Source organism: Pseudomonas sp. ADAK2 (genome assembly GCF_012935755.1).
GTDB lineage: Bacteria > Pseudomonadota > Gammaproteobacteria > Pseudomonadales > Pseudomonadaceae > Aquipseudomonas.
Genome location: NZ_CP052862.1, coordinates 1,847,735 through 1,861,763, shown reverse-complemented (window position 1 = coordinate 1,861,763; position 14,029 = coordinate 1,847,735). Strand labels below are relative to the sequence as shown.

General features: G+C 62.0%; 14 protein-coding genes. 10 read left to right on the top strand and 4 right to left on the bottom strand.

The features are described from left to right. The first annotated feature begins 1 nt into the window (after position 1). Genes HKK52_RS08585 through HKK52_RS08540 form a run of 10 tightly spaced genes read left to right on the top strand, consistent with a single transcriptional unit; the run spans position 2 to position 6,476 of the window. On the top strand, positions 2-547 hold the full coding sequence (locus HKK52_RS08585) for a PilN domain-containing protein (protein ID WP_169370459.1): 546 nt from the start codon (positions 2-4) through the stop codon (positions 545-547). Next, the gene (locus HKK52_RS08580; protein WP_169370458.1) at positions 534-1,082 is read left to right on the top strand and encodes a GspMb/PilO family protein; all 549 of its coding nucleotides are present in this window, start codon (positions 534-536) and stop codon (positions 1,080-1,082) included. The genes HKK52_RS08585 and HKK52_RS08580 overlap by 14 nt, the downstream gene beginning before the upstream one ends. Continuing rightward, a complete protein-coding gene (locus tag HKK52_RS08575; protein WP_169370457.1) occupies positions 1,082-1,588 on the top strand; it encodes a hypothetical protein in 507 nt (168 codons plus the stop codon). Before HKK52_RS08580 ends, HKK52_RS08575 begins: the two co-directional genes overlap by 1 nt. Further along, positions 1,585-3,417, top strand: coding sequence for a secretin N-terminal domain-containing protein (locus HKK52_RS08570; RefSeq protein ID WP_169370456.1), 1,833 nt, complete (start codon positions 1,585-1,587; stop codon positions 3,415-3,417). Before HKK52_RS08575 ends, HKK52_RS08570 begins: the two co-directional genes overlap by 4 nt. A gap of 2 nt (positions 3,418-3,419) precedes the next feature. Then, positions 3,420-3,893, top strand: coding sequence for a type II secretion system protein (locus HKK52_RS08565; protein WP_169370455.1), 474 nt, complete (start codon positions 3,420-3,422; stop codon positions 3,891-3,893). Between the two features lie 4 nt (positions 3,894-3,897). Then, on the top strand, positions 3,898-4,272 hold the full coding sequence (locus HKK52_RS08560) for a type II secretion system protein (RefSeq protein ID WP_169370454.1): 375 nt from the start codon (positions 3,898-3,900) through the stop codon (positions 4,270-4,272). Further along, positions 4,247-4,783, top strand: coding sequence for a type II secretion system protein (locus HKK52_RS08555; protein WP_169370453.1), 537 nt, complete (start codon positions 4,247-4,249; stop codon positions 4,781-4,783). The genes HKK52_RS08560 and HKK52_RS08555 overlap by 26 nt, the downstream gene beginning before the upstream one ends. After that, on the top strand, positions 4,780-5,169 hold the full coding sequence (gene csgE / locus HKK52_RS08550) for a curli production assembly/transport protein CsgE (protein ID WP_169370452.1): 390 nt from the start codon (positions 4,780-4,782) through the stop codon (positions 5,167-5,169). The genes HKK52_RS08555 and csgE overlap by 4 nt, the downstream gene beginning before the upstream one ends. Beyond that, the gene (locus HKK52_RS08545; protein ID WP_169370451.1) at positions 5,166-5,585 is read left to right on the top strand and encodes a curli assembly protein CsgF; all 420 of its coding nucleotides are present in this window, start codon (positions 5,166-5,168) and stop codon (positions 5,583-5,585) included. Before csgE ends, HKK52_RS08545 begins: the two co-directional genes overlap by 4 nt. Positions 5,586-5,615: 30 nt before the next feature. Next, positions 5,616-6,476: a CsgG/HfaB family protein gene (locus HKK52_RS08540; protein ID WP_169370450.1), complete on the top strand. Its 861-nt coding sequence runs from the start codon at positions 5,616-5,618 to the stop codon at positions 6,474-6,476. Between the two features lie 1,342 nt (positions 6,477-7,818). Here the strand turns inward: HKK52_RS08540 and HKK52_RS08535 are convergent. From HKK52_RS08535 to HKK52_RS08520, 4 genes are read right to left on the bottom strand one after another with little or no spacing between them, the layout of a single operon-like run. Next, on the bottom strand, positions 7,819-9,267 hold the full coding sequence (locus tag HKK52_RS08535) for a curlin (RefSeq protein ID WP_169370449.1): 1,449 nt from the start codon (positions 9,265-9,267) through the stop codon (positions 7,819-7,821). Between the two features lie 28 nt (positions 9,268-9,295). After that, the gene (locus tag HKK52_RS08530) at positions 9,296-9,757 is read right to left on the bottom strand and encodes a curlin (protein WP_169370448.1); all 462 of its coding nucleotides are present in this window, start codon (positions 9,755-9,757) and stop codon (positions 9,296-9,298) included. A gap of 60 nt (positions 9,758-9,817) precedes the next feature. Next, on the bottom strand, positions 9,818-12,064 hold the full coding sequence (locus tag HKK52_RS08525; RefSeq protein ID WP_169370447.1) for an Ig-like domain-containing protein: 2,247 nt from the start codon (positions 12,062-12,064) through the stop codon (positions 9,818-9,820). 35 nt (positions 12,065-12,099) lie between these two features. Continuing rightward, complete coding sequence (locus HKK52_RS08520) at positions 12,100-13,446, bottom strand: hypothetical protein (RefSeq protein ID WP_169370446.1); 1,347 nt, start codon at positions 13,444-13,446, stop codon at positions 12,100-12,102. Positions 13,447-14,029: the final 583 nt, after the last annotated feature.

Below are 14,029 nucleotides of genomic sequence, written 5' to 3'. Positions count from 1 at the left end.
CATGCGCGCCCTGACCCTCGACTTCCAGCCACGTCGCCGCTCCGGTCCCCTGGGCTGGAGCCTGTTGACCGCCGGTGTGGCGCTGACCCTGGCGTGCTTTTTCGGCCAGCAGCACCTCGACCAGCAATCCTCGCAACAACAAGGCCACTTGCAACACGCGCAACGCGAACTCACTGGTGACAGCGGCGGCAAAGTCGGCCTGACCCCGGCCGAGACCCGCGAACAAGCGCAAAACCTCGCCGAGATGCGCAAGGTCTCGCAGCAACTGCGGCGGCCCTGGGAACGCCTGTTCGCCATGCTCGAAGCCATGCCGCGCGACGACATTGCCTTGCTGACCCTGACCCCGGATGCACGCAAGGGCCAGGTGCGAATCAGCGCCGAGGCGCGGGATCTGGAAACCATGCTCGAGTTTCACCAGCGTCTGGAAGCCAGCGACGAGCTGTCGGACGTGTCCCTGCTCAGCCACGAAATCGTCGCCAACGTGCCGGAACACCCGGTGCAATTCAACCTGTCGGCGACTTGGGAGATTGGCGATGCAAATCCCTAGACTGATCGTTCACGAATACCTGCAAGGCCTGGGCATTCCTGGGCTGGCCGGGATAGCGCTGGTGACTCTGGCGCTGGTGTTTAGCCTCGGCGGGTTGCTGCCGGACTGGCAGTCGCTGCAAACCCTCAGCCAGCAAACCCGCGAAGCCGGCGAGTACCTGGCCAAGGTCGAAGACGGCAGCATCGCGCCACCGGTGGTGCCGCAACGCCAGCTCGACGACTTCCGTAGCAAGCTGCCGTCGCAGCCGCAAGCCACGGTGGCCATCGACAAGATCTACGCCCTGGCCGCTTTGGAACACATCACCTTGGCCCGGGGCGAATACTCGCTGGGCATCGACCCCAAGACTCATCTGGCCCGTTATCAGATTCTGCTGCCGGTGCGGGGCAGCTATCCGCAACTGCGGCGCTTCCTGCACGCCTTGCTCGGCCAGTTGCCGGCGGTGGTGGTGGAGGACGTCGAGTTCCAGCGCAAGAAGATCGCCGACACCGACCTCACCGGGCGGATCCGCATGACCCTTTACTTGTCGAGGTCGTGATGAATACCAAGCGCGTAGCAGGGTGGGTGGCGTTCTTCGGCGTGGCGGCGGCGCTGGCCTGGTTGCCCGAGTTCTTGCAGCAACCGGAGGACGGCGAGCTCAACGTCGCCACCGTGGCCACACCCGCCAAAAGCAAAAAAACAGCCGTGACGGCCAGCGTCAAAGCGGCGCCGATCAAGGACTTGAGCCCATCCGGGGACCTGTTCGCCGCCCGCAGCTGGAAGGCGGCGCCGCAACTGGCCAGCGTCACCGAACAACCCGTCAACCTGACCCCGGAGGTGCAGATCCCCAGTGCACCGCCGATGCCGTTCCAGTTCGTCGGCAAGCTCCATGACCGTTCCGACCTGCAAGTGTTTTTGCAGAGCGGCGAAAAAATATACGTCGTGCGCAAAGGGGATGTGATCGACGACACCTGGCGGATCGAGGGCATTTCCGAAGTGGAATTGAGCCTGGTCTACCTGCCTCTGCATTTGGCCCAGACTTTGTCTGTGGGGAGCACGCAATGAACAGATCCCGTTTGCTGATGAGCCTGTGCCTGAGCACAGCGCTGGCCGCGTGCAGTTCCGCGCAGGTCGCTAACAAAGAAGCGTCCGACCTGATCGAACAAGGTCAGTACGAAGCCGGGTTGGCACGCATCCAGGAAGGCCTGCGGGAAGACCCTCGGGACACCGAATTGCACCTGCTGCTGAACACCGGTCGGGCCAAGGCGATTACCGCGCTGCTGACCGCGGGTGACACCGATCGAGCGCGCCGGGATTTCCCTTCGGCACGCCTGGCCTACGGTCGAGTGCTGACCATCGAACCGAGCAACCGCCGGGCCCAGGATTCCCTGCGCCAACTCGATTACCTGCGCAGCCAGGACGACAAACTCGAACTGGCCCGGGGCGACCTGCGCAGGGGCGACATCTACGGTGCTGATCGCCAGGTCAAACAGATCCTCGAACTCGACCCGAAAAATGACGGCGCCCTGGAGCTGCAAGGCAATATTCGCCTGGTGCAGAGCCGCAACGTGATTCCCTATCCGCAACTGCGCACGCGTCTGGATCGGCCGGTAACCCTGGAGTTTCGCGACGCCAACCTGAAGACCATTTTCGAAGTGCTGTCACAGGTCGCCGGGTTGAATTTCATCTTCGACAAAGACCTGCGCCCGGACATGAAAGCCACGATCTTCGTGCGTGACGTGCGCATCGAAGACGCCGTGGAACTGCTGCTGCAACAGAACCAGTTGCACCAGAAAATCGTCAACGAAAACACCTTGCTGATCTACCCGGACTCGCCGCAGAAGGTCAAGGATTACCAGGAACTGGTGATGCGCACCTTCTACCTGACCAGCGTCGATGCCAACACCGCGCTGAACATGATCAAGACCATGCTCAAGACCCGCGACGTGTTCGTCGATGAGCGCCTCAATACCCTGACCATGCGCGACACCGAAGACGCAGTGCGCATGGCCGAGAAACTCTTGCAGTCGCAAGACCAGTCCGATCCCGAAGTGATTCTGGAAGTGGAGGTGATGGAAGTCGCCACCCAACGGATTCTCGACCTGGGCCTGCAATGGCCGAACACTTTCGGCGTGGTCAACAGTGACGGTTCGGCGGTGACGCTGCTCGATCAACTGAAAGGCATCAACTCCAGCCGGATCTCTATCTCGCCGTCGCCGCAAGCCAAGATTAATGCCCAGGACAACGACATCAACACCCTGGCCAGCCCGGTGATTCGCGTCAGTAACCGCGAACAGGCGCGCATCCACATTGGTCAGCGCGTGCCGATCATCAGCGCCACGTCGGTGCCGTCCACTCAGGGGCCGGTGATCACTGAAAGCGTTACTTACCTCGACGTTGGTCTGAAGCTGGAAGTGCAGCCGATCGTGCATTTGAACAACGAAGTGGCGATCAAGATCGCCCTGGAAGTGAGTAACGCCACGCCGCTGGAGCCGACCCGCCAGGGCACGATTCCGGTGCAGGTCGATACCCGCAACGCCCAGACCACCTTGCGTTTGCATGACGGCGAAACACAGATCCTCGCCGGCCTGATGCGCAACGACCATGGCGCCACCGGCAACAAGATTCCGGGCCTTGGCGACATTCCTGGACTGGGCCGTTTGTTCGGCAGCAACAAGGACACCGTCGGCAAGTCGGAACTGGTGTTGTCGATCACCCCGCGCATTGTGCGCAACCTGCCGTACCAGAGCCCGTCGGACATGGAGTTCCAGACCGGCACCGAAACCAGCATGCACATCCAGGCACCTGATCGTGGCGTGGACACGGCGGTTCACACCGAAGTCATGACCACACCGGTCGCCTCGTCCGCCCACGTTGTTGTCGAGAAGCCTTGATCATGAACGCCTCCCAACGCGGTTTTACCTTGATTGAAGTCGTGGTGACGCTGGCCCTGATCGGCTTGTTGGCCGGCATGGCCGCGCCCCTGACCGAAACCGTGGTGCGCCGGGGCAAGGAGCAGGACATGCGCGCGGCGCTGTACCAGATCCGCGACGCCATCGACGCCTACAAACGCGCCTTCGACGCCGGCTACATCGAGAAGTCGCTGAACAGCAGCGGCTACCCGCCGAACCTGCAAGTGCTGGTGGACGGCGTGCGCGATGTGCGCAGTGCCAAGGGTGCCAAGTTCTACTTTTTGCGCCGGGTGCCCCATGACCCGTTGATGGCGGTCAAGCGTAACGATGAAGGTGGCTGGGGCGTGCGCTCCTACGACAGTACGGCTCAAAACCCACGGGAAGGCGAAGACGTGTTTGACGTCTACTCCAAAGCCCGGGGCAAAGGCCTCAACGGCATTGCCTACCGCGAGTGGTGAACCTATGCGCCGGGAAAAAGGTTTTACCCTGCTGGAATTGATGGTGGTCATGGCAATCATCGCGACCCTGATGACCATTGCCTTGCCTCGCTATTTCACCAGTCTGGAAGTCTCGAAAGAAACCACCTTGCGCCAGAGCCTGTCGGCGATGCGCGAGGCGCTGGATCACTACTACGGCGACACCGGGCGCTACCCCGATTCCATCGAGCAATTGGTGGAACAGCGTTACTTGCGCAATCCGCCGGTGGACCCGATTGCCGAACGCAAGGACCTCTGGGTCCTGGTCGGGCCGCCGGACGGCGTGCCGGGCGCGGTGGCCGATATCAAAAGCGGTGCTACCGGGAGGGCGCGTGATGGCAGCCTTTATTCCGAGTGGTAGCCCCGCCAGCGAGGGCGGGTTCACCTACCTGGGTGTGTTGTTTCTGATCGTGCTGATGGGCATGGGCCTGGCCAGTGCCGGGGAGTTGTGGTCCACCGCTTCGCGGCGTGATCGTGAACGCCAGTTGCTGTGGGTCGGTACCCAATACGCCCAGGCGCTGCGCAGCTATTACCGCAGCTCGCCGGGGTTGGCGCAGTACCCGAAAGACCTGGCGGACCTGTTGCAGGACGAGCGTTTTCCCTCGCCCAAACATCATCTGCGCCAGCTCTACCCGGACCCGATTGGCGGCGGCGAATGGCAACTGATGCGCGGTTTCGACGGGCGCATCACCGGTCTCTACAGCCCTTCGACGGACACACCGCTGAAACAGACGAATTTCCCCAGCCAATGGTCGGATTTCGTCGGCATGGCCAGCTACAAGGATTGGCAGTTCGTGGCCGAGAAAGCCTTTCTCGATGGCGCGTCCGGGCCCAAACCTCAGTCGATGACCCCTCAGGCGTTAACGCCATGAACAGATATTGCCTGGCGTTGCTGCTGATATTGATCGCCCCCTTGGCCTCGGCCGACGAGGAGGACGAAATGAAGGGCTTCATCGTTGACGACACGATTTCGCACATCGGCCACGACTTTTATTACTCGTTCAGTGAACGCCTGCGCGCCACCAGCCCGATGGATTTCAACCTGGTGGTGCGCGAACGACCCTCGGCCCGTTGGGGCAGCCTGGTGACCGTTGAATATCAGCAACGCCTGGTTTACCGGCGCTTCCTGCCGCCGAACACCGTGGAACTCAAGGACGAGGCGTACGACGCCGCCGACTGGGTTCGCCGACAAATCGTCCAGCGCAAGCTGGAAACGTTATTGCAGGACACCACCGACCTGGAGAAGGACGAATTATGAACAAGAAAACGTTCTCACAGCGCACCGGACTGTGGCTTGTCGGGCTGGGCAGTTGCGGCCTGGTCCACGCTACCGAGCTGGTCTACACGCCGATCAACCCGTCGTTCGGCGGCAACCCGTTGAACGGTACCTGGCTGCTCAACAACGCCCAGGCGCAGAACGACTACGACGACCCCGACCTGAAAGACCGCACGGCGATTGCCGGCACATCGGCACTGGAGCGGTTCACCAGTCAATTGCAATCGCGGTTGCTCGGGCAACTGCTGGACAACATCTCCACGGGCAACACGGGGAGCCTGTCCACCGACAGTTTTATCGTCAACGTCATCGACGACTCCGGCGCACTGAGCATTGAAGTGACCGACCGAGCGAGCGGTGAAGTTTCGGAAATTCAGGTGAACGGCCTCAACCCTTGAAAGGGATTCGGCTACCGGGGAGTGAAGGACATGAAAAATATAATTGTGCTAGGGCTGATGTTGGCGGCATTACAGGGTTGCAGCTTGCGCGACACCATGCCGGCCGAGCAGGACACCGAATCACCGACCCTCACACCACGGGCGTCGACCTACTACGACTTGCTGAAAATGCCACGGCCCAAAGGCCGCTTGATGGCGGTGGTGTACGGCTTCCGCGACCAGACCGGGCAATACAAACCGACCCCGGCCAGCTCGTTTTCCACCAGCGTGACCCAAGGCGCGGCGAGCATGTTGATGGATGCGTTGCAGGCCAGCGGCTGGTTTGTGGTGCTGGAACGCGAAGGGCTGCAGAACCTGCTGACTGAACGCAAAATCATCCGCGCCTCGCAGAAAAAGGCGAATACGCCGGTGAACATTCAGGGTGAGCTTCCACCGTTGCAGGCGGCGAATTTGATGCTCGAAGGCGGCATCATCGCCTACGACACCAACGTGCGCAGTGGCGGGGAAGGGGCGCGGTACCTGGGGATCGATATCTCCCGGGAGTATCGGGTCGACCAGGTCTCGGTGAACCTGCGGGCGGTGGATGTGCGCAGCGGGCAGGTGTTGGCCAACGTCATGACCAGCAAGACCATTTACTCCGTCGGGCGCAGTGCCGGGGTGTTCAAGTTTATCGAGTTCAAGAAATTGCTTGAGGCTGAGGTGGGTTACACCACCAATGAGCCGGCGCAGTTGTGTGTGTTGTCGGCGATCGAATCGGCCGTGGGGCATTTGTTGGCCCAGGGGATCGAGCGGCATTTGTGGCAAGTGGCGGGGGACAACTCCACGCCGGTGCAGGATGAGACCTTGAATCGCTACCTGACTCAGAACAAGGTGGATCCGGAGAGCGAATAACCCAGTAGTCCCTGGCGCTTGCCTCTGTAGCTGCCGAAGGCTGCGATCTTTTGATCCTGCCCTTGGCGGCCAAATAGCCGACCCAGTTCTTGCTGACCGAGTACATATCCATTCCTGCGGTAACGGCGACTGGTACGTTGACACGTACCGAACGCCAAAAAAGTACCCAAAAAGGCTCGCCCCGGCGTCCGGCCCCTCGCCTAGGCTCGGCGTTCCTTCGTTCCGGTGTCCATCTGGGGGCATCGCCTCCGGTCGGCTTCGCTTCGACCTCCTCTCGATGTGTGCGGCTTCGCCGCACGGCGCTACGCGCCTCACCCCCAGATGAACACCTCCACTCAGCCTCCCGAAGGGGCGGGTAGGGCAAGATCAAGGGCAGGCGAGCTAACGCCCGGCCTAATGAGTGGTGAAGAGCGGGTGGGAGTTCGCCGCTTTGCTCCTGCAGTATTGTGTTCACGCCATAAAAAACGCGGCGCCACAGCGCTTTGCCCCCGATCGTTCCCACGCTCTGCGTGGGAATGCCGCCAGGGACGCTCTGCGTTCCGCTTTGGATGTGACGCAGAGCGTCACGGGATGCATTCCCACGCGGAGCGTGGGAATGATCAGAATGTGGTGTGTCAGTGGCAGTGTGGTTGCCGGGGGTGGGGCTGCTAGCAGACCAGCGGGGGCGAGCCCCCTCGCCACAGTCAGTGGTCGGCAGATGGACCGCGTCATCGTTTTTCGCGGGCAAGCCTTGCTCCTACAGGATTGTTGTTCACGCCATAAAAACCGCGACGCCACAGCGCTTTGCCCCGATCGTTCCCACGCTCTGCGTGGGAATGCCGCCAGGGACGCTCCGCGTTCCGCTTTGGATGTGACGCAGAGCGTCACGGGATGCATTCCCACGCGGAGCGTGGGAACGATCAGAATGTGGTGTGTCAGTGGCAGTGTGGTTGCCGGGTTTGGGTCTACTGCGCAGCCCAGCGGGGGCGAGCCCCCTCGCCACAGTCAGTGGTCGGCAGATGGACCGCGTCATCGTTTTTCGCGGGCAAGCCTTGCTCCTGCAGGATTGTTGTTCACACCATAAAAACCGCGACGCCACAGCGCTTTGCCCCCGATCGTTCCCACGCTCTGCGTGGGAATGCCGCCAGGGACGCTCCGCGTTCCGCTTTGGATGTGACGCAGAGCGTCACGGGATGCATTCCCACCCAGAGCGTGGGAACGATCAGAAGCTTTGCTCCTACGGGGTGGGGCGTTGTACATAAAATCTGCGTTCACCGCCGATCCGTTGTAGGAGCAAGGCTTGTGCTCATGCCATAAAAAAACCGCGAACCTGTTAAGGGTCGCGGTTTTTTGTGCTGCGCGATTATTGCTGGAGCACAGTCGCCTGGTTAGCCGAGCCAAACTGCTGCACCGTCGCCATTTGTGTCATCCCGCTCTGATCGACAGTGGCCATGTTTCCCGTACCGCCCTGGGTGACATACGCCACGTTCATCGTGTCAGCCTGCTTGACGGTGATCTGGTTGTCACTGCCATACAGCTGCGTGGTGAACGCCTGGTTACCCGTGCCGGACTGGTCGAATTCGGTGCTGTTCCCCGAACCGTTGGAAGAGCCCTGGGCCAGGTTGGTGGTGCCGCGCTGGTCGGCGATCAGGATGTTGTCGCTGCCGTTCTGGTCGAAGTACAGCTCGTTGTAGTTTTCAGCCTGGCTGACCGTGGTTTTGTTGCCGGTGCCGGTCTGGTTGGTGGTCATGATGTGGCCGACGCCATCCTGTTTGAAGCTGGCAATGTTGCCGTTGCCGGCCTGGGTGACGGTCGCGCGTTGGTTGCTGCCGAACTGGCCGCCCAGTTGCGGGCCTTTCCAGTCGCTGGCGTAGACCTTGTTGCCGTTGCCCACGGAGGTGGCGTTGAGCACGTGGCTGTCGCCGCTCTGGTAGGTGAAGTGCACGTTACCGGTGCCTTGCTGATAGAGCGCCAGGACCGAGCCGACGGAGTCGAACTGGTCGGCATAGATGGCGTTGACGTCGCCGACTTGCAGCACCTGGGCGTTGTTGTTTTCGCCGAAGCTCTGGTCGACCACGGTTTCGTTGGTTTGCCCATATTGGTTGACGGTGGCTTCGCTGGCGGTTTGTCCGCCTTGCCAGATTTCGGTGGCGTTGAAATCACCGAACTGATTGACGGTCACGGTGCCGCCGATGCCATCGCGCTGATCGCCGTAGGCGTAGTTGCCTTCGCCGGCCTGGTTGAGGTTGATCTGGCCGCCCATGTGGGCGATCTGTTCGGCGGTGGCGTAGTTGGTGCTGCCGTACTGGATGATCACCGCGTTGTTGCCGACGCCCAGTTGAATCTGCTCGATATTGGCTTCGTTGTTGTCCCCGAACTGCAAGGTCTGGCCTTTAGTGGCTTCCTGGCTGTCCTGGTAGACGAACGAGAAGTTGCCGCTGCCTTGCTGTTGTTGCAGCGCCTGGTTTTCGCCCATGCCAATCGACTGGCTGGCATGGCTGATGTTGAGGCTGCCGACCTGTTGCTGGGTGATGGTGCTGCCGTTCTCGAACAGTTGCTCGGCGTAACCGGCGTTGTAGTCGCCGAGTTGGTCCTGGGAGATGGTGCCGGTGGCAGTGTCTTGTACTGCCGCAGCATCGTTACCCTGGCCGAGTTGCTGTTGGGTGGCGGTGCTGAACGGCGCCGCGGTCTGTTTCACGTCGGCAATGTTGGCGGTGCCGAGTTGGGTCTGGGTGGAAACGCTGTCGTCGGCCAAGGCCTGGGCACTGACAATGACCAGGATGGCAGCGGTGAGGGGCGTCAATTTGAACATGATGAAACCTCCAAGGTGATTGCAGTGCTTAGCGATATTGTTTGACCGAAACGCTCATGCCGTTCCCGGACTGGGTCACGGCGCTGGAAAGCCCCGTGCCGGCCTGGTCGATGCTGGCGTCGTTGTTATTACCGTTCTGGGAAATCTGCGCGCGGTTGTGGCTGCCGTTTTGCGTGATCGAGGCGTCGTTGCCATAACCTTGCTGGGTGATCTGTGCCATCAGGTCGCTGCCCTGTTGCAGGATGTAGGCTTCCTGATTGCTGCCCGACTGGACGATCCGTCCGAGCAAGCCCTGACCGTTCTGTTGCAACAACGCGACGTTGGCCTGGCCGAGCTGGTTGATCAGCGCTTGCTGGCCAAGCGGCGGTGGCAGTTCACCGAGATCAGCGCTGGGGGCCAGGTCGTCGTTGTCCATCAAATCGTCGGCGCGCACGCCCGCACTGCTGCAAAGCAGAAGCAGGCAGAGCAGGGCGGCGGTCGGCGTTTTCATGGTGTTGTCCTGTTGGAAGAGGCCGGCCCCACCCACCGGATCGGCGGGTGGGGCGAGGGCTCAGTTGGCGATGACCGTCACGGTGCGCACGGTGCCTTGGGACGAGCGGATGGTTGCTGTCGGGTTAGCCGACGGGACCACCGTGGTGCTGTTGTTCACCGTCAACCGCCAGCGACCGGTCACCGGTACGGTGGTGGTACCCAAGGTGACCAGCCCGGTCGGGGTGGTGACCTGCACGGTGATGGTGTTGCCGGTGATCACCGATGAGGTGCCCGCAAAGTCCCAGGTGAAGCGGTTGTTGGAGCGAGCCGACACCGTCGCCGTGGTCACTGTGAAGGTTTCCGCAGCAGGCCGTGGCGAGACTTGCACCGTGACAGTCGCCGGTGTCGACAGGGCGCCGAAGCTGTCCCTGGCGATGTAGGTGAAGGTCGTGGTGAAGGCCGTGGTGACTGTGGCCGGAGGGTTGTAGGTGATGACGGTGCCGTCAGTGGTGACGGTGCCGCGACCCGCTGCCGGTTGGGTCAGGCTGGCGACGGCCAGCGGTACGTTGCCTTCCGGATCGGTGTCGTTGGCCAGCACGTTGATGGGTATCGACACGCCCAGAGTCGCGATGCTGTCGGCAACCGCCACCGGTGGCCGGTTCGGCGCGACGGTGATGGTCACGGTTGCCGCAGTGGTCGAGGCCAGGCCTTTGACGTCTTGAGCCTTGTAAGTGAAGGTCGTGGTCAGCGGCGTGGTGACGACGGCTGGCGGGGTGTAGACCACCGAAGTGGTGCCGCTCAATGCCACGGTGCCTTGCCCGGCAGCCGGTTGGGTCAGCGCGCTGATGCTCAGCGGCGTGTTGCCGTCGGGGTCACTGTCGTTGGCCAGCAGGTTGAGCGTCAGTGGCACGCCGAAACTGGTGCTGCCGGTGTCGGCGACCGAGAGCGGCGCCTGGTTCTCGCCAGTATCCGGTGCAGAACCCACCACCACGACAAGCTCGGTATCGCTGCCGCCGGAAGCGGATTTGACGGTGACACTGGCGGGTGGCTGGGTCAGATCGGCGACGGTGAGTTTTTGCAGGGTGCCGGTTTTCGACAGGCGTCCGTAACCCTGGGCGACCATATCCGGCACCGCCACTTCGTCAGTAGAGGTGGCCTCGATCAGCAGGCTGTGATTGCTCCAGCTGTAGCGCGCGGTCTGGATTTTCACCAGGTCGGTGACCTTGCTCGAGACGGCCGTCGGCCGGGTGGTACCGGCCGGGTTGGTCGCGGTGAGCACCACCACTGCCGGCACGGTGGTCCCCGTCAGGCGATGGCCGAAGAACTGGCCATTGTTGTCGCCGAGCATGTTGGTCAGGCAGGGCGTTTGCGGTGGTCCGGGCACAAGGGCCACGGTTTCGCGGAAGCACAGGCTCGAGCCATTGGTCGATTTACCAAACACTTCTACCCGGGTACTGCTGGTGCCCGGGCCTGAAGACGTGCGGCGGTAAGTGGCGCGACCAATTTCCACAGGGGTTTGCGCACGGTTGTCGAGGACTTTGCCGGACACGGTAAAGAGGTTGGTCTGGATGGTCCCGGCAGGCCCCTGCACACGCAGGAAGTTGTTGTTGAACGGGCTGCCGGTGACCGCTTCGCTAAGGTTCGGATCGCCGACGTAAGTCTCGGTGGAACCGGTGTCCGGGTTCACTTCGGCGTACGGTCCGTTGACGCTGCGCAGGAACGGCCCGAGCTGACCATTGAGTGCCCCGCTGAAGTTGCCCGGCGCGCCGATACCGATATCGCGAGTGATGTTGATCGCCCGACGGCCCGGTGTGGTGACGTTGACCGTTTCCACGCCGTACGGGTGGGTGATGGTGTAGGTCCCGGCAACAGGCACGTTCACCCGCAGACGAATCCGCGCGAAGCTTGCCTGATCGCCGTCGACAGGGTTTTCCGCAGCGAAAGCCGCTTCGATCCCGGCCACGTAGGCATCCACACCATAGCCGCCGACATCGGCGATGTTGGTCTCGGCGAGGTACCAGAACGCTTCCGGTGGCCAGTTATCCGGGAACACCATCGGTTGGGTGTCATCGAACACCCCCGGTTCCGGGTTCAGGATGCACATGTAGGTTGGCGCGCCAGGAGCGCTCGGTACCCGCGAACTGGTCGCCCGCGACTGGCACAGTTCGAGCGACAGCAGTGTGTTGTCCTGATACCACATCGGGAATTTGCCGGTGGCAAAGGTGTAGGGGCCGGGGTCGACGGCAGCGAGTTGCGCGAACGCACTGCCGGACAGCGATAGAGTCAGTCCCAGGGCGTTGAGCGCCAGGCGTGGCAATTTGTTCATGATGCCTCCTGATGAGGATCTGGGCAGGTGCGCGTTCATTGCACGACGACCACTTCTTCGGTATCGCTGCCGCCATTGGATGACGTCACTCGAACCTTGGCCGGTGGAATCGGCGAGATGCCGGTCGACAGGGATTTCACCGCGCCGTCGCCGCTGAGGGCGCCGATGGCGACACCCGTGCCGGAGGTGGCAGTGAGGACCGGTGGCGATGTTTCGTCGCTGGTCGAGGCCACGATCGAGATCTGTCCGGTGCTCAGGCTGTACTGGGCCTGCGAAATCACCACCAGGTCAGTCAACGGCGTGGGCACCGTGGTCGGCGTGCTGGTCGGGATGGCCAGGTGGTTGTCGGCGGTCACCTGCAAGGTGCTCGGCAACGTCGGGTTAGTGGCGGACTGGGCGTACCAGTGGCCGGCGGTGTTGGCTTCGGTCAGGTTCAACACCGGGCTGTTGCTGTCCAGGGTCACGGTGGCCGGTGGTGGTGGAGCCATGACGAACACGTCCTGCTGAGCCACTGGGCCACTGGCACCGGCCTTGCGCGAGTAAGTGCTGCGCTCGGCAATGATCGGGGTGGGGCGAACCACCGTCGACAACTTGCCGGAGATGGCCATCACGGTCGTACGCAAGTCCAGCCCGTTAGGCCCTTCGATGCGGATGAAGTTGGTGTTGAAAGGGCTGCCGGTGAAGGCTTCTTCCAGGTTCGGGTCGCCAACGAATTTCTCGGCTTGACCGGTGACCGGGTTGGTTTCGGTGTAGGGACCGTTGACGCTGCGCAGGAACGGGCCGATGTCACTCTTGAGCGCGCCGTCGTAGGTTTTCGGCGTGCCGATGCCGATGTCGCGGGTCATGTTGATCGCGCGACGCCCACCGGCGGGAACGTCAAAGATGTCGACGCCGTAGGGGTGGGTGATGGTGTAGACACCGGCAGTGGGCACGTCCACCCGAATGCGGATGCGGCCAAAACTGACTTGGTCGCCTTCCACCGGTTCTTCAGCGGCGAAGGCGGCTTCCACGGCGCTGACGTAGGTCAGGTCGATGCCCCGTGCGGCATCGACGATTGAGCCGTCGCCGGTGAACCAGAACGCCTCATCGGGAAAGTTGCTCGGGAAAACGATGGGCTGCGTGTCGTCGAAAACGCCAGGGGTCGCACCCAACAGGCACATGTAGGACGGCGCACCGGGTGCACTGGCAACCCTGGAGCTGAGGGCCTTGGACAGGCACAAGTCGAGGGTTCGACCATGGGTGTCCTGATACCAGGCGGCAAACGAACCGTTGGCTGGCACATAGGGGCCGGGGTCAACGGCAAACAGCGCTGCCTGGGCAACACCTTGGGCCAGAGCGGAAACGACCAGCGCGGCCGCAGTTTTGGACAGTAAAGGGTGCATGAGTTAATCCCTCTATCGGAATGCCTGTCCCATGGAGACGGGCCAGTTGAGGGGGGCAGCGCAAATTGCATACCAATTGGCGGGAATGGGCGGGAGAGGGCCGGGGTATGGGGGTTGGGGTAGCGCAGAGGATGAGCGGGGGGAATAGCGGAGCGGGCGAGTGTCCCCAGTATTGGGGGCGGATGGGGCAGTGGGGAATGGGGCAAGCTTCCTCGCCACAGGGTTGGTGCGCACCGCCAAAGGAATTCTCTATTTTGATGGTGATAAACATGTTTATAAGCGAGCGTTGAAAGACACTCGGTGTTACGTCATAAGCGGCTACAACGCCTTGCGCCGTTGCCTACGCGTACGCCAGAATCCGCCGGCTTGTGCGCCTTGCCCTTGGCCTCTATCGTTTGCCTGCCACTGCCCATCAGTGGTCGGGTTTAGTAGCCCGTGGTAATTCAGGCTGCACGTGCATCCGTCGGACAGGGTTTTCATATCTGTGCTTGATGGTGGCTGTACGTAGGGCGCTTCGGCGCGCCGGCTTGCTGAGTTCCCCGGTCTACTAACCTGCGTACAGCTGCCACCCCTTTCGTTTAGT